Genomic DNA, 23,434 nt, shown 5'->3' on the forward strand with positions numbered 1-23,434 from the left:
ATCAGATGGGCTGGTCGGGATTCCCGAGTAACTCAAACTGCTCCCAAAGCGCGGCCAGTTCCGGATGGGCACTCGCCGCTACCCGCCGGTCCATCCGGCTGATCAGGTCCCGGATGGTAGCCGGTGGCGGACCCTCGGCCCCGTAGACCGCCCCGAATTCAGCCAGTAACCGCAGGAGCGTGGGTATGCGGAGGGGGGCCGCCGCCCCCAGGAAGGCTCCAGCCCGGCCACCGTCGACCAGCTGCCTGCCGAATTCCAGGGTGCTGCACGAAAGGGAGATGAGCGCCCCTACGGCGGGACGCTCACCGGTCGGCACGGCCTCTAAGTGGTGATACCGCAGGCCCCGGTAACCGGACCACCCGCGGGGGCGACCGTGCCCCAGGTAAAAAGCGAGGGGCACGGGTCCGCCGGCCAGGCGTCGGACCAGTTCGTCGCGCCCCACCCGGTCGGCCGACCAGTTAGCTACCCGCGCCGGCCCGTAGGCCCGGGAGAGGGCCCTATAGAGGTCAGCCGCCCGCTTCAGGTAAGTTTCCTTCCACATGGCCATTACCACCCGGGTTGGAAGGGGCAGGTAAGTGGGCTGCGGCTGCACGCCGGTCCTCCGCTCCCTGTGGTTTTCAGTTTCGTTGTGGTATGTCAGGTAATCCATCACGAGTGTACGACTTGCTGGAAGGGCTCCCAGGCGCTGACGTCCTGGCTGGGTGAGCTTTCGAAGCGCCGCTCGTAGTAATGCTTGATGATATCCGCCTGCTGTTCGCGGTTAAACACCTCGAATACTTCCTCGTTACTGAGCCCGGGGTGATCGAGGAACACCTGTTGCAGGTCGTCTTCGCCACCATTCCCGTCGGCATCGTAGTTGTAGCCGGCCCCCCATACCTGGGCGTGGATGGCTTCCGCCATATAAAAGGGACCGGTTTCCTGAAACTGCCAGACGTGGCAGAGCTCGTGGATCATGGTCGCGTTGTCAATGCCCCCGTCGTTGACGTCGAAATTGACGAGCGTGTTGGTGACGAAGGCCCGGTCGTTCTCCTCGAACCAGCCCTGTACGCCGAAAATGATGTCGTTGCTGAGGCTTTCCTGGCTGAACCGGATACGACTGTAGTCGAACGTATCGCCGTACACCAGCCTCGCGGTCGCGATTTCCTGCGGCGTCATCTCCCGGTAGCTGGCCAGGCCGCTAAGCAGCGTGGCCAATACGGTATCGACGGCGCCGAAGCCCACTTCCAACGCGGCATTGAGCATGTCCTTGATGGGCTTCTCGAGATCACGCAGGGTCTGGGTGACAGCTGCTTCGTACTCCCCCCCGGTATCGACGATAACGACCTGGTAGATGTCGCGCAGGCTGTTGCCCGCTTCCTCCGCCGCCGTAAGGAGACTCGGAAGCAGCTCATCCGGATTCTCCATCCCGGCAATCAGCAGTTCGGTCAGTGTATGCCCCAGGTCGAGCAGGACGCGGAAGCCCCGGATGGCCGCCTGAGCGGTGAGGGTCCCGAGATCGACGACCAACTCGGCAATTTCGTATCCCGCATCCAATGCCCCTTTGATGAAATCGCGCATCCCCGGGAGGAAGTCCTTCTCGAGGTATTTGAGGACGTAGCTCACCGAATTTTCCAGGTGAATCGTAGCCTGCCCGATCCGTTCGAAGACGAAATCGACGCCTGACTGCGCCAACCGGGCGGCTTCCTCGTAAAAGTCTACCAGGTTTTCTCCCATCGTTTCCCAGCCATTGAGTACGGCATCGAGCGCCTCGTCACCCCGCGCGACCGCCCAGGCCACGGCGTCCTTGATGTTCTGACCGGCAAAACGGGCCGCCTGCAGGGCGTCTTCCCAAAGTTCGGATACGGTGTCCTCCGCCTGGGTGAGCACCCAGTCCAATATCTCCCCGAAGCGGCCGGTGCGGCTGATGATGCCATTGACCATCCGGCGAAACATCCAGTAGGTTCCCTCGACCGCCGTTGCCAGAATTTCGGCTACGGCCAGTCCCGCATCGATCATCGCGCCGACCAGCGCCTCGGCGGCCCGGTAGGTCAGGCGGGCCACTTCCGCGGCGAATCGGACCAGCCCGTCCGCCAGCCGCTTCATGGCCGCGACGAAGCGGCGGGTAAACTCCAGACCGAGACTGACGATATCGTGGACCAGGTCCACCAGCGTGCGGCCGATATCGGTCATGGCCTGGATTACGTCGGCCACGAATGCTACGGCTTTGGTCGCGATGGAAGTGAAGATGTCCAACGCGGTCTTTCCGGCTTCAACGATGCCGCGGAGTACGTCTTTCAAGATCTCACCGCCCCGCTGCACGGCCCATTCGGCCAGGTCCAGGAGGCTATGCCCGATCTCGGTGAGTATGCGGGCCACCCGTCGGGCGGCGTTGGTGACGGTGTTGGCCATCGAATCAAAAAACTGGTTCAACGTGGTCCCGATCTCGTCCAGTGCCTCCACCACCGCCCGGAAGAAGTTGCCGGGTTCGGTGATCGCGGTGATGAGCAGCTCGCCAACGGTGCGGCCGATAGCCAGCATGGCTTCTACGGTGGCGCGCACGATGTCCGCGGCGGCGTTGATCACGGTGCGCAGGATCTGCGTCACCGACCGGCCAAGCTCGATGAGCGCCTGTACCGTTCGTCGGGTTATGTCCGCCACCTGCCCGGCGGCCCAGACGACAATATCGACCAGGGCCTTACCCGCCTTGAGCAGTCCGTCTACCACGTCGGTCAGTACACCTCCAACGAATTTGAGTCCCTCCACGAGCACTTCCCCGATGGTTTTGCCGATGTCGACCATCGCCCGGACGAATTTGGTCACCGCCGCCACGCCATAGTCGACCGCCGCCGCCAGGATATCGAAAAGCGATTCTCCGGCTTCGAGGAGTGCCTCTACCAGGTCGCCGACCGCTTCGGCAGTCCAGGAGATCACCTCGCCGACGAATTCAACCAGCGACCGGCCAGCACTCACGATGGCATCCACTACGCCGGTGACCGCCTCCGCGATCGCATCCACGGCATCTTCCAGCTTGTCGACCACCCAATCGGCGGCGTCCTTTAATCCGTCAACGACCATGTCGGCCGTTCCCGGCGACTTGACGCGGTGCTTCCGCAGCACCCGCCCCGCCGCGGCCATCCACTCGGCCACCGCAGCCATATCTCCGCCGCTCGCCAGGTAATCCTGCATGAACGGACGCGCCTGCTGCCGGGTCATGCCGGAGATCTGGTGGACTAAGAAGACGCTCCCCGCCTTGCCACCGTCATTCCGCAAGGCACGCGCCACCAACTGCCGGTCGCTGCTGTTGCCCCCGGCCGCCCAGTGAACCAGGCCGCCCGCCTCTGCCACGTAGGTTTCCCGGTCGGGGACGGTCTGCAGTATCCCGCGGGTGAGTCGGTACGCCCGGGTTTCGGAAAGGGTAGCCGCCAGGGAGACGGCCTCTGCGGGGTCGGCGTCCTGGAGACTGCGGAAGTTGTCGCCGGCCAGCTGTATGCTGCCGTAATTTAATTTTGCGATCGTGTCTTGGGTAAGTGGCATGTCATTAGTGTTTGACCATGTATTACTCGGCTTCAAAGACCGTTACAGTCCCGCGGGGGGATTGTCACGCCGGCTTACCTTTGAACGATGAGACTGATCCTCCTTATCCTCTTCGTGGTATGCATCATTACCTGCGCTCCGGCGCAATACTTTCCGTCCACTACCGAGTGGGAAACGCATACGGCGGAGGAAGCCGGCTTTACCGAAGCGGGGTTGGACAGCGTAGTCCAGTTCGCCCTGCGCAACGAATATTCCGGCCAGCGCGACCTGCGCCTCGCCATCCTCGAAGGTTTCCGCCGTGAGCCCGGCCACACGCTCCGCGGCCCCACCAAGGAGCGCGGCGAACCGGCCGGTATGATCGTTAAGGACGGCTATCTCGTCACCAGCTGGGGCTACACCGACCGGGTGGATATGACCTTCAGCGTGACCAAAAGCTATTTGTCCACTACCGCGGGCCTGGCGATCGACGACGGGCTGATCCGCTCCGTCGACGACCCGGTGAGCGAATACGTATGGGACGGCACCTTTGCCGGGCAGCACAACGGGCAGATCACCTGGGAACACCTGCTGCAGCAGACTTCCGACTGGTCCGGCACCCTCTTCGGCCTGGAAGACTGGACCGACCGGCCCGATCCCGACGGCACCTACGACAGCTGGAAGAATCGGGAACTGCACGTCCCCGGCACCCACTTCAAATACAATGACGTGCGGGTCAACGTGCTCGCTTACTCCCTGCTGCAGGTCTGGCGCGAACCACTGCCCCGCGTGCTCAAGAGACGCATTATGGACCCCATCGGTGCCAGTACGACCTGGCGGTGGCACGGCTACGACGATAGCTGGGTAGAGCTGGACGGCCTGAAGATGCAATCCGTCAGCGGCGGCGGCCACCACGGCGGCGGCCTGTTCATCAACACGGAAGACCACGCCCGCCTGGGGCTACTCTTCGCCCGACGCGGCAACTGGAATGGCGAGCAACTTATCTCCGAGCGCTGGGTCGACATGATCCGCACGCCCGCGGAGGCCAACGCCAGCTACGGGTACATGTGGTGGCTGAACGCCGGCGACCGCGCCTGGGAGGGGGTACCGGACCATGTCTATTATGCAGCGGGTTTTGGCGGTAACTTCATCGTTATCGATGAGGAAAGGGACCTGGTGGTCGTGACCCGCTGGCTGGAGCCCAGCGAGATCGGAGCCTTCATGCGGCGGGTATATGCCGCGATCGAGCCCTGATCTCATGGCATTGTGTAACGGCCAGACGGCGGCGGATATAAAGCGATGAATCCTCCTTAATCCGCCCGTATGCGACCTCACCTCCTTCCCCTGCTTGTTGCCCTGGCTACCTGCCTCCACCCTGCCGCGCTCCTGGGTCAACTGACCGTGGCTTCCGGCGGAACGCTTTATGTAGGTCCCGCAGCGGCTACGGACATCGCCCTACAGACGGAGGGCGACCTCCAGCTGGAAAAGGGGGGCATGATCCGTATCGCCGGCCTGGTAGAAGTGATGAACGACGCCCAACTCGCCGGCTCCCTGGAATTCCCCGTCACCGGGCAACAGCCGGGGACCGGGCACGGACAGATCAACCTAGGCGGACAGGCCACGCTCAGCGGAGAACTGACAGCCACTACCCCAACCAACTACGAGCCTTCCGGTGAAACCACCATTACTTTAGTCGACGCCGGTTCCCTGTCCGGTAATTTCCAGGAACCCACGGCCCTTCCCGCCGGGAAGTGGCAGATCGAATACACCGATACCCAGGCCAATCTTGTCTACGGCCGCGAGACCGTCAGCACGACAGCCATGCCCACGGCGGCCCTATTCTCCCTTTACCCCAATCCGGCAGGCCACTCCCTGTACCTGTCCGGTCAGTTACCAAGCTCACCCCAATACCGGGTCGTGGATGCGATGGGCCGCGCCGTCATGTCGGGTACGGTAGCGAAAGGGTCCGGGCAGCCCCGTATAGACCTACCCGCCAGCCTACCGAACGGCTTGTACATGCTGCAATTCGAGGGGCTGAGAGCCAGACGCTTTGAAGTAATCCGGTAGCTTACTCCGGAGAAGCTCGCTCCCCGATCTTTTCGAGTACCTCGCGGTGGGAATAGTCGGTACAGTGCCCCTTCATCGGCGAAAACTCGATCACGGCATCGGACGAAGGCGCGGTGACTTCCTTTAAGTAGGTTTCGAAGTCACGCATCGCGTTATTCAGGTAGTAGTTGTCCATATCCCCCATCCAGACATAAATCTTCCCCGCTACTTTGGGACCGAGGGTCGGCCAGTTCTCCCGGACGTGCAGCAGGAGGTCGTACTTTTTCCAGTGCTCTGCCACTTCCGGATCTATGCCCCCGGTCACGCCGTCGAAGGCGGCCCGGGGGAGTCCGTCTTCCCCCCGCGGGCTGTACAGCGCGTTCCAGGCACCCCACTGCCCCTGGCCGGTGACGTAGGTGCTGTCCGTTCCCTCGGCGTTCTCTTCGGCAAATTCATCGCGGATCAGCAGATTGGGTTCGCCGTAGATATCGCGACGGCTAGGGCGAAGCAGACCGGCCTTATTCACGAAGGCATTTGAGTCGGCGTACATATCGATCAACTGCATCCGCTGAAAGCTGACGGGGTCGGGGCTGTAGGAATAGGTACCCGCGAACGTATCGGGGTAGAACAGCTGCAGGGCCAGTGATACCCACCCCCCGGTGGAGCAACCGTCGACGAAGCGGCCGGCAGTGCCGAGGGTGCGGTACTGCTCGTCAATGCGGGGGATGATTTCCTCGGTGAGAGCGTCGCCGTAGGGTCCGCTACTGGCGGAGTTCAGCTGGTAGGAATCGCCGAAGGGGCCGCTGCCATCCAGGAAGACGGTGATCACGCCCGGGGCGGCTTCCGAGGTCCACCAATCGGCGAATTCCGAATTACCGAGCAGGCGATTGACGCGATTGTAGCGCCCGCCGTAGCCGGCTACGTTATAGCGTACCGGGTAGCGCTTATCCGGGGAGTCGGCGTAATCCCGGGGCAGCAGCACGGTGAAGGTCAGTTCGACGGGGCGGTCCCAGAAGCTACTCAGGGCTTCACTTTGTAGGGTGACCGTCTCCACGAGCGGATGCGGCGTCACGTCCACCGCGGCGGGGAAGGTTTGGGCGTGGAGGTAGGAGAACACTATTCCGGTACACAGGAGTAGCAATCGGTACTGACGGTTCATGGTTTGAGGCTTGGGGTCGGTAAGATAGCCGCTCCCGGCTAACCTTTTCCGGGCTGCGGGTTTATACTATTCTATGGACATCCGCTTTATCCCCCAGGCCGACATCGACAAGCAGCTCTACAACAGCTGCGTGCACTTCGCCACCAACGGTAGTCTCTACGGCTACGACTGGTACCTCAACGCCACCGCCAAGGAGTGGGACCTGCTCGTGGAAGGCGATAACTACGTCAGTGCCATGCCGCTGCCCAAACGCCGCAACTGGCTGGGCCGCACCTACCTCACCCAGCCGGATCTCGTGCCGGACCTGGCCGTCTACAGCGTCAAGCCCCTCAGTCCGAAGCGCATCCAGGCATTCTGGGACGCCATCCCCGAGGAGTTCCGCGGTGGGGAACTGACCGTCGAACCCGCCTCGGTCCCGAAGGACAGCGGCCGCTTTACCGTCACCCAGGCCGTAGGGGACGCCCTCTTCCTGAATGAGGAATACGAGAGCATCACCGATACCTTCCCCCCCGCGTACTACTCGCGCATGGCGCGCAGCGAGGCGGCCGACCTCCTACCGGCACCGGTGATCAAGCCGGAGGCCTTCGCCGATTTTTGGCATAAGGTGAACGGCGAAAGCAGCGAGAACGAGTGGAAGTACCACGCCATGCAGCGCATCATGTACCAGATTCTGCACCGCAGCTGGGGAAACGCGGCCGGTATCCAGACGCGGGACGGTGAGTTACTGGCGGTTTCCTTCAATGCGTACAGCCACGGCCGCATCTTCCCCCTGTTCCGGGCGGAGAGCGAGGCGGGCACCCGCGCCGGCGCCATGACGCTCCTCTACGACACCCTCCTGCGGAGCCACGCCGGGCGCAACCTGAAGATCGAGCGCTTTGCGGAGTTGACTACCCCTTAACCGACTATCTAGTCCTGCCCGGTCTCCTGGCAGCCATAGACCGACGGATTGCATCCGTGCTCCTTGGCGAAGCTGGAACTGAAATATTTCACGTCGCGGTAACCCACCTGCGCCGCGACTTCCGCCACGAGAAATTCCCCGGTAGCCAGCAGCTGGGCGGCCCGCTTCATCCGCAGCAGCTTCATGAAATTATTGGGAGTGTGGCCGGTAATGGCCTTCATTTTGGTGAAGAGCAGGGCCCGGCTGACGGCGAGGTCGCGGGCCAGGTCATCGACTTTGTAGTCGGTATCGTCCATGCGGGCGGTGACGGCATCGATGGCCCGTTCCAGAAAATCGGCGTCGGCTGACGTTACCTGTACCTCGGCGGGCTCCAGGCGGAGGGTACGTCCCGTGCGGTCGCGGGCGCTGCGGATGGATACGAGCAGATTTTGGACGCGCAGTTGCAGTTCGCGTGGACTGAAGGGCTTGGTCACGTAGTCGTTGGCGCCGATCTCGAGGCCCTCCAGTTTCTGCAGGTCGCTGGATTTAGCGGTCAGCAGGATGATAGGGATGTGGCTGGTCTGAATATCCTGTTTGAGCGCGGCGCAGAGGGCGATGCCGTCCATTTCCGGCATCATGACGTCGCTGATCACCAGATCGGGATGGTCCGCCCGCGCCCGTTCCAATCCTTCTCTTCCATTGACGGCAGTGACGAGACGGTAGTCTTCCACGAGCACCGACTCGATGTAGTCACGGATCTCCTCGTTGTCTTCTACGATAAGCAGCAGCGGCGGCTTCTCATCGGCGTCCTTACCGGCGGCCAGGCGTTCCCGCAGTTCCGTTATTTCCCGCGGCACTTCGGCCTCCCCGGCATCGGTGATAGCTGACGACCAGGAAGCAAGCGGCGGCCGCAGGGGAAGCCAAAGACGGAAAGTGCTTCCCCGGCCCGGGGTACTTTCTACGGTGATCTCCCCGCCGTGCATTTCCACGTATTCCCTGGCGACGGCGAGACCAATCCCGGTCCCTTCGCGGCTGGTGAGGGACTGCCGCTCGAAGAAGCGCGCGAAGATCTTTTCGTGCAGGTCTTGCGGAATGCCCTCTCCGTCGTCACTTACCTCGATGAACATTTTGGTCCCTTCCCGCCGCAGGCGAAGGGTAATCTGGCCACCCTCCCCGGTGAATTTAAAGGCATTGGCCAGTAGATTGTACATCACTTTTTCCAGCTTATCCCGGTCGAAGCTCATCGGATACCGTTCCTGGTCGGACACAAAGCGAAGCTGCTTCTGACTCGTGGCGGCGTAGGCCTGGAAGGCGGCCACGATATCCTGGCAGAAGGCGACCATATCGTAGCCCTCCAGGTGGAGGGTATCTCGCTGCCCGTTCAGCTTCCGAAAACTGAGCAGTTCGTTCACCAGCCGAAGCAGTCTGCGGGAGTTGTTCTCAACGGTGAGCAGTCGCTTGGCCGTATCGCCCCTGACTTCGCCGTTGCGCCGTACGGACTCCAGGGGACCGAGCATCAGGGTGAGCGGGGTACGCAGCTCGTGGGTGATGTTGGTAAAGAAGCGGAGCTTAGCCTGGTGGATGGCCTCCTGCTGCTGCTTGGTCAGTTCCTCCTGGCGCAGCCGGTGCTGCAGGTAAGCATGGCGCATGATCGCGGCCAGCAGGAATCCGCCAAGCAACGCGTAGGCCAGATACGCGTACCAGCTCCGCCAGGGCGGCGGAAGAACGGTGATGTCCAGCGAGCGTTCCACGAACCGGTCGTGCTGTCCGTCTCCGAACACCCGTACGCGGAAGCGATAATCGCCGGCATTCTGCAGGGTATAACTGACGGTGGTGCGTCCCTGCCCGTCGATCCAGTTCTCGTCCAGCCCTTCCAGTCGGTAGGCAAAGCGGTAGTGGTCGGCGGCAAGGAAATCCAAAGGAGCGAAAGACAGGCTGAAATTCGCGTTGTCGTAGGGTAAGGTCAGCTCTTCCGTGTGATCGATGCTCTGCTTCAGCAATCCGCCTTCGGGATCGATGCGGACCTCCTGATTGGCGACCTGCAATTTGGTAAAGACGACCGGGGGCAAATCAACGTCGAGGTAAAGGTTGTCGGGGTTGAACACGGTCAGCCCCTCGGTCCCACCGAAAAAGAGGTCGCCGGAGCGGCTGGCGTGGGCGGCATTGATGCGGTATTCCTGCTCCTTCAGGTTGTAGGGGGTATCCGACGTACGCAGGTGGCCGGTCACGGAATCCTGACCGGCCACGCCCAGGCTGCCGCTTACCCAGAGCAGTCCGTTCGTATCGCGGAGAATGCTGTAGATCGTACTGCCGGAAAGCGGCCCGCCCTCGCGGTAGGCTTCACTCCTGTTCCGGGCCGGATCGATGAGAAACAGGCCTTGCCCGTACGTCCCGGCCCAGATGTGCCCCTCACGATCCTCCCCGAGGGCGTAGACTACCTGGTCCGGCAGGAACTGACTGATCCGCAGCTTACCTTCCGGTCGGGCCGTGATCCGGCTGACGCCCTCCTGGGTCGCTACCCACACATTGCCGTCGCGGTCCTCGAAGATGGATCGACACTGGTCGGAAACCAGCCGGTTGCCGGACGCCGCCCGCTCGGTCAGCGTACGACTGGCACCCGTTCGCAAATCAAGCAGTGTTAACCCTATCCCGTAATTGGCGATCCACAGCGTATCGTTGCGCAGCATCAGGTCATAGACGTTCGTGAGCTGTCCGCGAATGCTGTCCGGTGCAAGCGACCATTCGCGGACGACCTCGCGCCGCGTGATGTCCAGGTAGACCAGGCGCCCCTGGTAAGTACCGATCCACAGCCGGTTTCCGTCGAGTAATAAGCTCTTGATGTTATTGCTTTCCAGCCCGTGTCCGGTATCCACGGGCCCCAGCGTATCGGCGCGGCGGTCGTAATAGTTGAGGCCTCCCCCTTCCGTTCCCACCCACAGGTCACCGTTCGGTGCCTCGGCAAAGGCACTTACGACATCGGCGTTGAGCCCGGTCCGTTGCCGCGAGTAATGGCGCACCCCTTCCAGCTGACGGTCGTAGTAGGCCACGCCCCCGAAGTAACTCCCCATCCAGAGCGTACCGCGACGATCCGTAAAGAGGGAGTGGATCGAATGATTGCGCAAATTGCTCAGCCGGTTCTCCCGGTCGTAATTTTCGAAGCGATACTTTCCCGGTTCCAGGCGGTTCAGCCCCACGAAGGTGCCCGCCCACAAACTACCGTCCTGCCCCCATTCGATTGCGCGAACGTTGTTATCGGTCAGGGCTCCCGGTGCCCCGTCAGCAAGGTACGGGGTGACTTCACCGGTTCGCAGATTTAGTCGGTGCAAACCACTGTACCGGGTTGCTACCCACAGGAATCCCCCCGGTTCGGGGAGCAGGTCCTGCACGTACAGCTCCTCACCGTCGCGGTTACTTTCCACCGACATGCGCTCCAGCCGACCGGTAGAACCTTCACTGGATAACCGTAGGCGGAATAGACCCCGTGAGGTTCCGACGTAGTATTGTCCCGAGTCGTCCTGCGCCATCACCCGATAGGACTGATCGGGCAGTTCCTGCAGTCGTACGAACCGGTCAGTGCGGTCCTCATATCGGTAGAGGGCCTGTTCGGTGCCGACCCAAAGTATGTTCCGGTCGTCGCGGTAGATGAACTGGACGAACGTGTCCCCTAATTCGGAGTCGGATCCGTAGACTACGAAATCATCCGTTTTCTGGCGGTAGCGACACAGGCCCCGGGTCGTGCCAACCCATAAGCCATCCGTTGGGTCATCGTAGTAGAGGGTATGAATATCATTGAAGATCAGGCTGTGGGGGTCATCCGCCTGCGCCCGGTACACCCGGAACTCGGCCCCGTCGTAGCGGTTCAGGCCGTCTCGCGTACCAAACCACATAAAGCCCTTGCCATCCTGGGCGATACCGATGACGGAATTCTGAGACAGGCCGTCTTTACGCTGCAGTTCCCGGAAAGGGAAACGTTCCTGCGCGCCGGCGCCGGCAAAAATAAAAAGCAGCCAGGCTGTTAGTATGGCTCGGAACATAAAGCTTGCATGCGACTTTGATCGGGCGACTCCAAATCCGTCCGCCTCTTCCAAGGTAGCCAAATTTGCCGCGCCAACCAATCCTGTTCGCTTTTACTTGCGGCGGAGCGCAGGTAACGGACACTTCCCCGACACGCGCCTTTCTACCGGCTGTCCGAATCGGATGTAATGACTAGGTAGCTTCCCTTGAAATCCTGGTTGCGCGCCTCCACCACGGTGCGCCCCTCCCCGGGCCGCAATTCGATGGCCGCCCGCCCGTTGGCCATGCCGATCACCTGACTGCGGGTGGGCGTGCCGTAATTAACGAGCAGTTCTCCGGCTCCGTCGGCGGAGAAATACAGGTGGTCTTCATAGTCCAGTACCCGCTGCCCTTCCGCGTCGCGCATCACCGCCTCGACCAGGATATTTCCGTTCGGCAGGGCACGGTGCGTCAGCTCCACGTGGTCCGCGCCGCCGAACTTCTGGTAGGTATAGTGGACGGCAAGGTCATCGGTCGCCACTTCCGCCTCGTTGCGGTATCCCCTGCTGACAAGGGCATTTTCGCCCTCGGTAAAGGATACGTCCCAGACCAGTCCGGCGGCGGGAAACTCCCCTGGCGTACGGGTGCGCATGCCCAGCGAGGTGCCATTGTGAAATAGTTCCACCCGATCGCAGTTGCTGAAGACGCTCACCTGCCGGGCCTTCCCCTCCGGGCCATTACGTTCGGTCCAGGTGTGCGACTCGATGTAGGTAAAGGGGTCCTCGGCCCAGTAACTCTTGAAGACATAGTAAGCATCCTTCGGCTCGCCCGCCCGGTCGACCAGGCCCTTCTGGTTGAGGTACGGGATGGGGTTCTCCGGGCGGAGCGGCGTCCCGAAATCCTTGAAAGCCCACTGCGCATTGCCGGGAAACCAGTCGAGAGTTTCCGATACGGAGAGGTGCCAGTCGAACAGGTCCACGATGTAGTTTTCCGTCCAGTCACCGGAGGAAGCGATGTTCTCCACGTTGACCTGATTTACCGCTTCCGCCCATTCGTCGGGGTTGACCAAACCGTCTCCGGTGATCGGCGTCTCCGTGTGGCGACCTACGTGGCTGGATCCGCCGTATTCCATATGGAGGAAGCGGGGGTAAAGCGGTCGCTGCATCTCCAGCGTCGGTCCGTAATTTTTGTACACGCCGGCGTACCAGCCCGACCAGATGGAGGGGGAGAAAACATCCACCAGGTCGGCCCCGGCGTAGTACTTCCGGATGGCCGTCAGCCGACCGGGGTCCAGCTCGTGCGCGATGCTATTCAGGCGGGTCAGGAATAAATTCATGGCCGAGGTATCGTCTCCACCCGGGAAGTCCGGCAGCCAGTAGATCTCGTTACCCAGCGACCAGAAGAAGACGCTCGGGTGATTGTAGTTCTGTGCGATCTGTTCGCGCAGCAGCCGCTCGGTATTGGCTTCCCATTCCTCGCCCCCCTTACCGCCGCGACACCAGGGCAACTCGTCCCAGACGATAATGCCCAGTTCGTCGCAGGCCTCGTAGACGGACGGATCCTGCGGGTAATGGCCGAGGCGTAGGAAGTTTACGCCCATTTCCTTCATTAGCTCGATATCCCGGCGGTGCAGACTGTCGGGCAAAGCACCTCCGTAGCCGGCGTGCTCCTCGTGGCGGTGGGTGCCGCGCAGCAAAAGTCTTTCACCGTTCAGGTAGAAGGGGCCGTTCGCTTCGAAGCGGTACCAGCGATAGCCGATCATTTCTTCCCGCCGGTCGACGACTTCGTCCCCGGTTACCAATTCCACGACCACTCGGTAGCGCCGGGGAGAGCGGGGCGACCAAAGCTTGGGATTTGCCACGGCGGAAAAAGTGAGGGTGGCGCCGCCGTTCTCGTCCGGGGTAGTACTCCCGGAGGCAACCGTTTCACCGGTCTCCGGATCGGTTATGCTGCCCCGCAACCTGGAGTTTACGCCCGGGCGGCCGGTCAGGTTAATTTGGGCCCGGGTGAGCGCGCGGTCCGTGCTGACCTCCGGTGTACGTATGCGCAAGTCACTCACGAAGGTCGTCGGGACTTCCCGCAGCCACACGTCCCTGATGAGGCCCCCGTAGATGAAGAAATCTGATTTTTGGGAGGGTATCAGGTCGGGGTCGTATCCGTTGTCAACGCGCACGTCCAGTCGGTTTTCGCCGGAGGGGGAAAGATGGTCGGAAATATCCACCTCCCAGCCCACGTAGCCACCGACGTGACCGCCGATGCGTGCACCGTTGAGATAGACCTCCGCCTTGGTATTTGCCCCCTCGAAGTACAGGAGATAGCGGCGACCCGGTCGCGGGGTAATCCGTAGCGAACGGGAATACCAGGAAGCATCGCGGCGGTAGCCGGGACTATTGTCCACCGCGTCCCACTGGTTCCACGTATGCGGAACGGTTACCGACGTAGCCGCGATGCCCGTAAGGGTGGCGGGGTCGTGCGTCGCCGTCTCCCGGTAATCCCACTCGCTCAGCAAGGTGCGGCTACGGAGGCTGTCGGCGGGCGGGCCGGCGTGAAGACCGGGCCCGATCAGTAAGAAAAGGAGGACCAAAAGTCCGCCGGTGTGCCGGGTAGACATAAGCGTTGCGGTATGGAAAAGGCCGCCGCCTGAAGGATCAAGACGGCGGCCGTAAAAAGTATAATGGTAATATGAAACTAGTCGGTAGCGTGCGCGAATTACTGCTTCAAGAACTTCACGTGCATCCGTCCTTCCGGCGTCCGGAGGTGGGCGATGTACATATTGCTAGGTAGGTCGCTCAGGTCATCCACCACGATTTGCTGCGAACCGGATGGCGCCTGGCGATTGACGATCTGGCGTAGCAGCAGGCCCCGCACGTCAAAGATTTCCAAGCTCACATCGCCGGGTACGGTAGTCTGGTAGGTCAGTGTCAGCCGATCACTGGCCGGGTTGGGGATAGCCTGGAGCCCCAGGCTCTCGTTGTAGGGAGCACGGCGGTTCGATGAGATCAGGGCCCCACAGAACTTGGCAGCACCGATGGCAAATCCATCCATACCGGCGGTAGCGGAAACGGCATTCGGGTCGTAGCAGGGATCGAAGCGCCGGAAATCAAACAGGTAGCCCCGGTCGTAGGCGGAGTTGACGGCGAAGAGACTGTCTTCAACCATGATATTGGTAAGTCCCGTGGCGTTCTGGTCGGTTACCGCTTCCTCCGAGTACTGGATGAGGGGTGCGCGGTCGGGGACGGCATTCAATTCCAGTACCTCGGTGAAGTAAGCCTCGGAGGTGTCGTTCGTCATCGTGGTGATGAACAGCGGGCTGAAGAGTTCCGGCTTATTCACCGGCTCAAAATCCTCGTAGTGGGCCAGTACGTCGTCGGTCCAGTGGATGTTGTTATTCAGCATTTCGATGCTGGCACCCGTCACTACCGAATCGAGGGTGAAGAGGAAGTTCTGTTCATCCTCGAAGTTGATCTGTTCGTCGGCCAGGAAGGGTGCCGAGCCCATGATGGACGGATTCTGGATGAAGTTGTCGTTGATAACGGACTCTTTCGTGTTTTTCAGTTGGATGAAGCCGTGGCGGCCGACGTGGTTGAAGACCGTGTTATTCGAAAATTCGAAGTAATTCAGTCCGCGCTGCCGGAAGCCGATGTAAATCCGGTCCAGAATATTGTGAATGACGTTGTTCTTGATAACGACGGAATCGCCGAAGGTCGCTCGCAGGTCAACTACGCGTCCGTTCCCCTGGAAAAGCTCATAGTCGCCGAAGTTGCGCAGGATCGAGTTGGTGATGAACACCTTTGCACTGTCTCCTTCCGCGCGAATCGTTCCCTGCCGGCTCTTTTCGATGATGCAGTTGTTCCAGCTGTAGGTCTGCCCTACGCCCTGTGGCCGGAAGGAAGCCGTTTCGTACATGGCGGCGTTCGGTCCTTCGTCGCCGAGGATAAGGTAGATGTTGTCCCAGTAGAAACTGCCCGTACCGCGGTAGATCTCGTCCAGGCTGGTTCCCCCGGTCGGATTGGCCCGGTCGGCGATCGGGCGGCCCAGGGTTTCGGTGTCACCGGTCGCGGCGATGGTGACGTCGAAGTCCCAGCGGTTGGTCTTGGTGAAGTAGTAAAGACCACCGGCTTCGAGGAGGTAAGTATCGTGTAGCTGTTCACCGGTGGCGGAGGTATCGGCCTCGATGTAGACATCGATGTAGGTAGCCGGGATGCCTCCGACGTCGTCGAGATCGGCCGGCACCACGACCGACTGAGCCGGAAGTGCGCCCGCCAGAACGAATAGGAAAAAATACAGGGAGTAGCGTTTTTGCATGGTCTGAAAGATGAGTTGATGAACGAGGTTAGCTGCACCGCGGAAATAGTCCGGGTCAGTAGGTTTCTTTGGGAATGAATTTGTATTCGACGCCGACGGTCGCGGTGGTTCCGTACGTGGCCCGGTTGGTTTCGAAGCGGGGGCCGCGGAAGAAGGTCACGTCCTGCTGGTTGGTCAGGTTGTTGAGGTTCAGAAAGACATTGACGCGACGGTTAAAGCGGTACTTGATGGCCGCATCCATGCGCCAGAAGCTGTCGTCGTAGCTGTCTTTGTCCGCGATGGAACTGTAGCCGGTAATCTTGCTGCCCTGGTAGGCGGCGGAGACGCGGGCGGAAAGCCCGCCGATATCGTAGCCGAGCGAGGTATTCAGGATGGTTTCCGCCTGCCCGATAAGGTTGGTTTCTCGCTGAAAGGTGAAGGCGTTCACCTGGCAACGGGGGCGTCCGCCCACGACCACGCATTCGGTCTCCTCCCGAAAGGAGTTAATGGTGGTATTGCTGTAGAGCAGGGCGTAATTGAAATTGAATAGGAGGCCGTCAAAGGGCTGGGGCAAAAAGCTCAGGCGAGACTGCACGTCTACCTCCACCCCGTACACCTTCGAGTCCGGCGAGCTGGAGAAGGAGGTCAGTTCGGCCCCGATGAAGCCGGTCGGAGGCAGGCCGTTAGCCACCGCGATGCTGTCGTTATTGACGCCCAGCGTGACGGGGTAGAAGGCGTCCCGGATCTGCTTGTAAAAACCGCCGACGCTGAACAGCCCGAGTTCGCCGGAATAGGCCGTCAGGAAGAGGTCGTAGTTGCGCGACACGGAGGGGCCGAGGTCGGGATTTCCCCGATCGATCGTCAGATCGCCGTTGCGGTTGACCAGCGTTGCCGGTACGATGTAATTGAAGTCGGGGCGGGCGAGGGTCGTGCTGTAGGAAGCGCGGACGTCAAACCAGTCGAGCGGCTGATATTTGAGGTGGAGGTGCGGCAGTAGCTCCCCGTAGGTCGTGGTCGCCGTGCGGGGGTCGCGGGCCCCGCTCTGTCCCCAGTCGCCGTTGAGATCGGCGAAGATGCCGTTGTAGGTGTTGTCGTTGTATTCGTACCGGAGGCCGGGAATGACCGTCAGCCACTCGCCCACGTTGAATTTGAACATGGCGTAACCGGCGGTGACGTTTTCCTGAAGATCGAAGTTGTTGGTTACCCCGAAGAAATCCTGGGGGTAGGTCTCGCTGAAGAGATCGTTGAACCGGCGCAAAATGGCTTCGTCAAAGGGGTAGATAATGTCCCGGGAGGTACCGGAGTTATCTTCCAGGCTCAGGGTAGCTTCGTCGGACAGGAAGTTCTCGATACCGAGGTAGGTGCGCCCACTGGGATCGATACCCGTGGCGCCCACGGGGTTCCCGTTAAGCGCGTCCCAGGTACTGTTGTCCCGCAGGTAAAAGATCTTATCGTAGAACGCTTCGTAATCCCGTTCCTTTCGGGTCCGCCGCAACTTGCCGCCGAATTTGAAGGACGCCCGGACCTTATCCCCCAAGCTGAAGGGAACCGTAAAGTCGGCAAAGACCGTAGCGATGTCCTCCTCGTTTCCGGTATCGGTGTAATTAGCCCCTGTAAGAAACGTCCGGTCCGCCGGGGCATTGATGAAGTTGTAGATCCGGGTAGGATCCCGGCGGTTTTCGAGAAAGCCTTCGGTAAAGCTGTTACCCTCGGTGCGGAAATCGAACTCGATATTGAGCGGGGTCTCCCCTACCGTCTGGCTGTAACTGGCGCCCCATTCCACGTTCAGGAAGCGCAGCCGATGGCGGGCGGAGAGCGAAGCGGAATACAGGCTGATCTGACTCTCGCGGATCACCGGACGAAAGCTGGAGGTGACATCCTCGATATTAAAGCTCTCCCGGTGGTTAAATTCATCGCGGGTCGTACGGGAAAAAATGCCCAGCAGGGTCACGTCGGTCGTTTTGCCGAAAGCGTAATCAAAGCCTAGGCTACCGTTGTAGCGTCGGCGCACCTCCTGCTCCCGGCGTAGCGTGAGCGAGTTGGCCTGCTGATCAAAAATGTTGAGCATCGTATCGATGATGGCGTCCCGCCGGTCGCCCCAACCCTGCCCGACGGAGTAGCTCCCCCGGTTAAAGCGCTCCACGTTCGCGGTACCGATAATGCCTAACCGGTCGTCGAAGACCCGCCGGCTGAAGGAACCGGTAAATTTGTAATCCCGAAATTGACCCGCTAGGTCGTTATATCCCCCGATGGCCTTCAGGGAGGCACGCGGGCGGTCGTCGGCCTTCAGAATATTGAGGTTGATCGTTCCCCCGAGCGCATCCCCGTCCATATCCGGCGTCGGGCTTTTGAAGAGCTCTATTCCCGAGAGCAGTTCCGGAGAGATGAGGGAAAGGTCAACGGAGCGGTCAGTGCCGGAAGTCGACGGCAGGCGCGTACCGTTAATGTTGATGGCGGTGAACTTCGGGTCCAGTCCCCGGACAACCACTTTGGAACCTTCTCCACCGTTCCGGTTGATCGCTACTCCCGGAAGACGGGATATAGCCTCGGCGGCGTTCACGTCGGGCAGTTCCTTGATCTTATCTCCGGAGACGAAATTGGCGATGGCGTCCGCCTTCAGCTGCTGGTTGATCGCTTTGGCCTGCCCCAGTAACTGCGCGGTCACGATAACCTCCTGCCCCATGACGACCGATCCGCCGAGCGCGGCGTCCAGGGTGATCATCTCACCCGCTACTACCGTCACGGGCAGGGCCTGGGTTGCGAAGCCGACGTACGACACCATGATCGTATCGTCCCCGGCGGGCAGGTCGGTTAGCAAATATGCGCCGTCGAGGTCGGTGACGGTGCCCAGCGTCGGATTGCTGGCCAGATATACGCTGGCACCGGGCAGGCTGGAGCCGTCGTCGGCACCCGTGATCACGCCCTCGATCGTTCCGGTCTGAGCCCGTGCTCCCGTAATTGCGGATAAGAAGCAGCAAATAATGAACACCGGTTTCAGCATAATCGACAGTTTCAAAGCGACATATAAGGCGATCCGGGCCCCGCTTGCGGTATTCCGGATAATTGATCAGCAATCTGGATCAATTGACGGAGAATATCATCCAAAGCCTGGGGGACAATCGTTAACTATTTGAATACCAAACACTTACATTCTATACGGCAGGGAAATTGTAGGCCCCTATGCAACAATAGAGCACCCGCGACATCCTACTTTTACGGGTATGATTCCTGCACACACCCTCCCGCCCCGGACATCCGCCGGTTTTTCTCCCCACGCCCGGCTTCTCGCTTGCCTGTCAATGATTTGCTTATTCTTCGCCATCGGGTGCTCCCCTGCCTCCGCTCCCCCTTCCGGTAGCGAATTACAGAACGATGTGCAAGCCATCTCCCTTCCCTCGGCCATCGCCGCGGCGGACAGTTTCCTCGAACGAGAGCCGATACCGATCACGCGGGAAATCAGCCCCCGCAGTGCCGGCGGCCCGCGTGATTTCTATTCCGAAGGGGATTACTGGTGGCCGGACCCCAATAGTCCGGAGGGTCCCTACGTGCGTCGCGACGGTGAGACCAATCCCGATAACTTCGTGGCCCACCGGCGCGCGATGGTCGATCTGTCGAAGGCCGTGGCCGCTCTCGTAGCCGCCTACGAGGAGACCGGTGACGAACGATATGCCGATCACGCTATGGAATACCTGCGTACCTGGTTCGTCGATCCGGAAACCAGCATGACGCCTCACCTGCTCTACGCCCAGGCCATCAAGGGCAGGGTCACCGGACGCGGCATCGGCATCATCGACACCATTCACCTCATCGAGGTAGCCAAAGCCGTCGCCGTGCTCCGGCAAAAAGGCTATTTACAGGGAGGAGATCAATCGGCCGTAGTAGGCTGGTTCGAGGATTATCTGAACTGGATGGTCACCCACCCCTATGGCCACGACGAGCGCGATCACGGGAACAACCACAGCACCTGGTACGCCGCCCAGGTAGCCGCCTTCGCCAGCCTGACGGGCAACCAGGCTCAGTTGGATTCCACCCGCACGCTCTTCAAGCGCATGATCGACCGGCAGATGAACGACGAGGGTGGTTTCACCGACGAACTCGGGCGCACCAAGCCCTATATCTACTCACTTTTTATCCTGGAAGGCTATTCCGTGCTGGCCGAATACGCCTCTACTCCCAAGGACGATCTATGGACCTACGAAGGCACCCACGGCAGTCTGCGCGACGGCTGGGCGTTTATGCTGCCCTACATTAAAGATAAGTCGGCCTGGCCCTATCCACCCGACGTAATGCACTTCGACGAGGTACCCATCCAATCGGTAGGGCTGCTACTGGCCGCCCGGGCCTACGACGATCCGCAAATGCTTCAGCTGTGGGAAGACCTGGACCCCACCCAGCGATCGGCGGAAATCGCACGTAATTTTCCACTGCGACAGCCGATCCTCTGGGGGGAGCCCGGATAGGTCAGCGCGAATTACTGCTTAACGAATCGGCTTATCCCGGTCGCACCGTCGTCGCCGCGCAACTGGAGAAAATAAACGCCGGCGGGAAGCGTACGTACATCAATGAATCGATCGGAGTCGGTCACCCGGCCACGGCGTAACTGCTGCCCGGCTGCGCTGACGACGAGATAGCGATAAGTTTCCCTGCTGGGAAGCCCCTTTACCACCAGGCGGTCAGAAGCAGGATTGGGAAACAATTGCGGCGAGAAAACCGCCTGATTACCCACGCTACTCGGCGGGGCCGGCAACCAAAGATCGCTGGGAGGAGCCATCCCCTCCCCCTCGCCCGGCCCGAAAGCGCCATTGGGATTCACGGCGATGTAATCGAAGCAGGCTCCGTAATCGGTTCCACCCGCCCGGCCGATATCGAGGTAGGTGTTATCGGTCGTTTCATCACTGGCGTAGGATCCAAAGGGGGTAGCCTCCTCATCCAGGTAGACGGTCGTGAGCATGGGCTCGCCGGCTTGGGGATTATTCTGGAAGGTGATGCGCAGTACATGAAAGGTGCCATCGTCCCAGTAGCCTTCGGGGAAATTCACCTCGGGATCGTCAATGGTTCGCTCGAATTTGAGGGTCGACCGGTTTATGCGTAGTTTTTGCCGCCAGCCGAGGCCGAAGAATTCGACGTAGGCGATGTTGCTGGTCTCCGGTAATGCCCGCAGCCGCAGCAGGACGGTGGTTTCCTCCCCCTCGTCCTGGCGGTAGCGCCAGCGGTAGTTGTTGTTGTCTCCCTCCTTCGGTCCGGAAAAGTAGCAGTAGGCATTGTTGCCCGCCTCGCCCATTACCGGAGCTACGGAATCCAATCCGACCATTTCCAGATTGGTGTCGAATTCAAAAAATTGCGGCGCCTCTACCTCCGGGCGAGCGTGACCCCGGGCTACCTCCCACGGTCCGTCGTCGGCCCGCTCCAGTGTCGTGAATTGCATGACCTGACCGGGGGTTTCGCCCTGCGCGTTCACACTCGCGATGCGGTAATAGTAGGTGGTGGCTTCGGAAAGTTCCGGCGTATAGCTGTTTGTCGCGACCGTCGTATCGAGGACCAGCTCGTCCTGCGAGGTCCCCAGGTAGACCCGGTAGGTATCGGCACCGTCCACCCCGTCCCAGACAATTGGCATGTAGAGGGGCACGTCGACGGATCCGTCCAGCGGCAGGGATTGGCTTACGGCCAGCGCGGCGTCACCGGCCAGGTCGACCGGTAGCATGGAAGCAAGACCGCTCTCCGGGGCATAAGCACCCGAAGCGTTGACAGCCAGGTAATCGAAGCAGGCACCGTAATCGGTGCTCCCCGCCCTTCCGAAGTCGATGAAGGAGTTGTCACTCGTTTCGTCACTCGCGAAGGGGCCACCGAAGGGCGTGGGATCCTCATCCAGGTACACCGTCGTGATCATCGGCTCTCCACTCGTCGGGTTGTTTTGAAAGGTAACGCGGAGCGTGTGGACGGCCCCATCGTCCCAGTAGCCGTCGGGGAAGGCAACTTCGGGGTCGTCAGTGGTTCGTTCGAAGCGGATGGTCGAGCGGTTGACCCGGAGCTTCTGCCGCCAGCCCAGTCCGTAGAATTCGATGTAGGTGATATTATTGACGTCGGAAAGCGCGGCAAGACGCACGACGACGGTCGTTTCGTCCTCGGCCTCCTGCCGGTAGCGCCAGCGGTAGTTACCGTTGTCCCCCTCCTTCGGTCCGGAGAAGTAGCAGTAGGCGTTGTTACCATCGCGGTCGTTCAGCCGGGCTACGGAATCGATCTGCAGGGTCGTCAGATTCGTATTAAGCTCAAAGAACTGAGGGGCCTCCACTTCAGGACGGGCGTGACCGCGAGCCACGTCCCATTCTCCGTCATCCGGGTTTTGGAGGGTCGTGAAGGATTGGATATCGGTACGGGATTCTCCCCGCTCGTTGACGCTGCCCACCTGAAAGTAATACGTGGTACCGGCGGCCAATTCGGGGCGGTAGCCGGTCGTCGTTATCGTGGTATCCAGACTCAGCTCCGTGGGGCTCGTACCCAGGTATACCCGGTAAGCGGTCGCCGCGGGGCTGCCGGTCCAAACGATGGGCATAAACAGCGGAACGGATTCGGATCCGTCCAGGGGCAGCACGTCCGTGACTGCGTCCGCGGCGGCGTCCCCCAGATCTATTAAGGACGGACAAGCAGCAAGGGATGTCTCCGAGGAACAGAAACTGGCAAAGCGGACGACTTCGTCCTTCAGGCCGGCCGCCTCGCTGTAGGACCGGTAAATGCCCCACTTGGGCCGGTTGATCAGACCGCCTTCGTCCGGGGCACCCCGCCACAGGTCAATGTCATTGCTGGTATAGAGTAGTATCGGAAGACCGGTTTCGACATCCCGAATAGAGACATCCAGCTCTCCGTCGTTGGCGTGGACCTGCCGCATCGTTACTTCTACCCAGTGGCCCGTGAAGCGGTCGAGCGGTGCGTCGCTCAGTCGGCCCAGCGTGCCGCTCGGATTCCCGGCTCCCCCATTGTGCAGTAACTCCACCCGGGAGGTACGGGCGGTCAGGGTGAGAATGGGGAATCCGGAGTCCGATCCGCCGGCGGCTTTATTCTGGAAGAGGTGGTTAAAACTGCTGGCGCCGACGAAGTCCTCGGCCAGGCGGAATTGCCAGCGGTAGTAGGACGTATCGCCGTACGCGTGTTCGAGTTCCGGGTCGCTCTGGCCGCTTGGCCCGCCCTTGATCTCGATGCGGGCCCGGTCGAAGACCAGACAACGGTCATTATCCTCCGGCAAGTGGGAGAAAAACTCGAATACGTTCTGCCCCAGTTCGGCATCCGCGGCCTGGAGGATATGGTCGCCGAAGGACGCATGGTTACCCGGGCCGTCACCGGCGCAGTCGGGACTGCTATCATCCGGGCCTTCGATACCAAAGCCGGCGGCGGAGATCACCGGATAGGCGCTTCCGGAGTCATCCACGGCGGAGAGTACCGCCTGCCCGTGTGCGGGTAGAGCCCACAGTGCTAGGGCAAACAGAAATAGGTAGGGTAGCATTCTTGTCATGATCGAGTTTACTTCAATAGGGTGTGTACTAATTCGGGTCCGCCCATCTGTCGGGCACCGGAAAATCTGCCGCGAATAGGGT

At 60.8% G+C, this 23,434-nt stretch carries 12 protein-coding genes; 4 read left to right on the plus strand and 8 right to left on the minus strand.

Going from position 1 to position 23,434, the window contains the following annotated elements:
- Window position 1: 1 nt before the first annotated feature.
- Together DRW39_RS05240 and DRW39_RS05245 are read right to left on the minus strand one after the other, a co-directional pair.
- Window positions 2–649, minus strand: a complete 648-nt coding sequence (locus DRW39_RS05240; protein WP_116105962.1) for a hypothetical protein — start codon at window positions 647–649, stop codon at window positions 2–4.
- Window positions 649–3,513, minus strand: a complete 2,865-nt coding sequence (locus DRW39_RS05245; protein WP_116105963.1) for a hypothetical protein — start codon at window positions 3,511–3,513, stop codon at window positions 649–651. The genes DRW39_RS05240 and DRW39_RS05245 overlap by 1 nt, the downstream gene beginning before the upstream one ends.
- 87 nt (window positions 3,514–3,600) lie before the next feature.
- Here DRW39_RS05245 and DRW39_RS05250 point away from each other — a divergent pair, with 87 nt between their 5' ends.
- Complete coding sequence (locus DRW39_RS05250; protein ID WP_116105964.1) at window positions 3,601–4,743, plus strand: serine hydrolase domain-containing protein; 1,143 nt, start codon at window positions 3,601–3,603, stop codon at window positions 4,741–4,743.
- Between the two features lie 69 nt (window positions 4,744–4,812).
- Window positions 4,813–5,556 carry a T9SS type A sorting domain-containing protein gene (locus DRW39_RS05255; RefSeq protein WP_116105965.1) on the plus strand — a complete coding sequence of 248 codons (744 nt, stop codon included), beginning with the start codon at window positions 4,813–4,815 and terminating at the stop codon, window positions 5,554–5,556.
- 1 nt (window position 5,557) lies between these two features.
- Here DRW39_RS05255 and DRW39_RS05260 read toward each other — a convergent pair whose 3' ends face one another.
- The gene (locus tag DRW39_RS05260) at window positions 5,558–6,694 is read right to left on the minus strand and encodes an alpha/beta hydrolase (protein WP_116105966.1); all 1,137 of its coding nucleotides are present in this window, start codon (window positions 6,692–6,694) and stop codon (window positions 5,558–5,560) included.
- Window positions 6,695–6,767: 73 nt separating this feature from the next.
- On the opposite strand from DRW39_RS05260, the gene DRW39_RS05265 reads away from it, so the two are divergent.
- Window positions 6,768–7,592: a hypothetical protein gene (locus DRW39_RS05265; RefSeq protein ID WP_116105967.1), complete on the plus strand. Its 825-nt coding sequence runs from the start codon at window positions 6,768–6,770 to the stop codon at window positions 7,590–7,592.
- A gap of 8 nt (window positions 7,593–7,600) precedes the next feature.
- Here the strand turns inward: DRW39_RS05265 and DRW39_RS05270 are convergent, their stop codons facing one another.
- From DRW39_RS05270 to DRW39_RS05285, 4 genes are all read right to left on the minus strand, one after another.
- Complete coding sequence (locus DRW39_RS05270; RefSeq protein WP_116105968.1) at window positions 7,601–11,605, minus strand: two-component regulator propeller domain-containing protein; 4,005 nt, start codon at window positions 11,603–11,605, stop codon at window positions 7,601–7,603.
- Between the two features lie 143 nt (window positions 11,606–11,748).
- On the minus strand, window positions 11,749–14,175 hold the full coding sequence (locus DRW39_RS05275; RefSeq protein ID WP_116105969.1) for a glycoside hydrolase family 2 protein: 2,427 nt from the start codon (window positions 14,173–14,175) through the stop codon (window positions 11,749–11,751).
- Window positions 14,176–14,273: 98 nt separating this feature from the next.
- Window positions 14,274–15,869: a T9SS type A sorting domain-containing protein gene (locus DRW39_RS05280; RefSeq protein WP_116105970.1), complete on the minus strand. Its 1,596-nt coding sequence runs from the start codon at window positions 15,867–15,869 to the stop codon at window positions 14,274–14,276.
- A gap of 55 nt (window positions 15,870–15,924) precedes the next feature.
- A complete protein-coding gene (locus DRW39_RS05285) occupies window positions 15,925–18,849 on the minus strand; it encodes a TonB-dependent receptor (RefSeq protein WP_116105971.1) in 2,925 nt (974 codons plus the stop codon).
- 220 nt (window positions 18,850–19,069) lie between these two features.
- Here DRW39_RS05285 and DRW39_RS05290 point away from each other — a divergent pair, with 220 nt between their 5' ends.
- A complete protein-coding gene (locus DRW39_RS05290; RefSeq protein ID WP_232830070.1) occupies window positions 19,070–20,308 on the plus strand; it encodes an alginate lyase family protein in 1,239 nt (412 codons plus the stop codon).
- A gap of 11 nt (window positions 20,309–20,319) precedes the next feature.
- Here the strand turns inward: DRW39_RS05290 and DRW39_RS05295 are convergent, their stop codons facing one another.
- Window positions 20,320–23,352, minus strand: a complete 3,033-nt coding sequence (locus DRW39_RS05295) for a T9SS type A sorting domain-containing protein (RefSeq protein WP_116105973.1) — start codon at window positions 23,350–23,352, stop codon at window positions 20,320–20,322.
- Window positions 23,353–23,434 lie beyond the last annotated feature (82 nt).

The organism is Lewinella sp. IMCC34191, from assembly GCF_003390935.1.
Classification (GTDB): domain Bacteria; phylum Bacteroidota; class Bacteroidia; order Chitinophagales; family Saprospiraceae; genus Neolewinella.

Bases quoted from the DNA above. Each gene is read 5' to 3' on its own strand.
- DRW39_RS05240 (WP_116105962.1), bottom strand. From the start codon at position 649: ATGGATTACCTGACATACCACAACGAAACTGAAAACCACAGGGAGCGG.
- DRW39_RS05245 (WP_116105963.1), bottom strand. From the start codon at position 3,513: ATGCCACTTACCCAAGACACGATCGCAAAATTAAATTACGGCAGCATA.
- DRW39_RS05250 (WP_116105964.1), top strand. From the start codon at position 3,601: ATGAGACTGATCCTCCTTATCCTCTTCGTGGTATGCATCATTACCTGC.
- DRW39_RS05255 (WP_116105965.1), top strand. From the start codon at position 4,813: ATGCGACCTCACCTCCTTCCCCTGCTTGTTGCCCTGGCTACCTGCCTC.
- DRW39_RS05260 (WP_116105966.1), bottom strand. From the start codon at position 6,694: ATGAACCGTCAGTACCGATTGCTACTCCTGTGTACCGGAATAGTGTTC.
- DRW39_RS05265 (WP_116105967.1), top strand. From the start codon at position 6,768: ATGGACATCCGCTTTATCCCCCAGGCCGACATCGACAAGCAGCTCTAC.
- DRW39_RS05270 (WP_116105968.1), bottom strand. From the start codon at position 11,605: ATGTTCCGAGCCATACTAACAGCCTGGCTGCTTTTTATTTTTGCCGGC.
- DRW39_RS05275 (WP_116105969.1), bottom strand. From the start codon at position 14,175: ATGTCTACCCGGCACACCGGCGGACTTTTGGTCCTCCTTTTCTTACTG.
- DRW39_RS05280 (WP_116105970.1), bottom strand. From the start codon at position 15,869: ATGCAAAAACGCTACTCCCTGTATTTTTTCCTATTCGTTCTGGCGGGC.
- DRW39_RS05285 (WP_116105971.1), bottom strand. From the start codon at position 18,849: ATGCTGAAACCGGTGTTCATTATTTGCTGCTTCTTATCCGCAATTACG.
- DRW39_RS05290 (WP_232830070.1), top strand. From the start codon at position 19,070: ATGATTCCTGCACACACCCTCCCGCCCCGGACATCCGCCGGTTTTTCT.
- DRW39_RS05295 (WP_116105973.1), bottom strand. From the start codon at position 23,352: ATGACAAGAATGCTACCCTACCTATTTCTGTTTGCCCTAGCACTGTGG.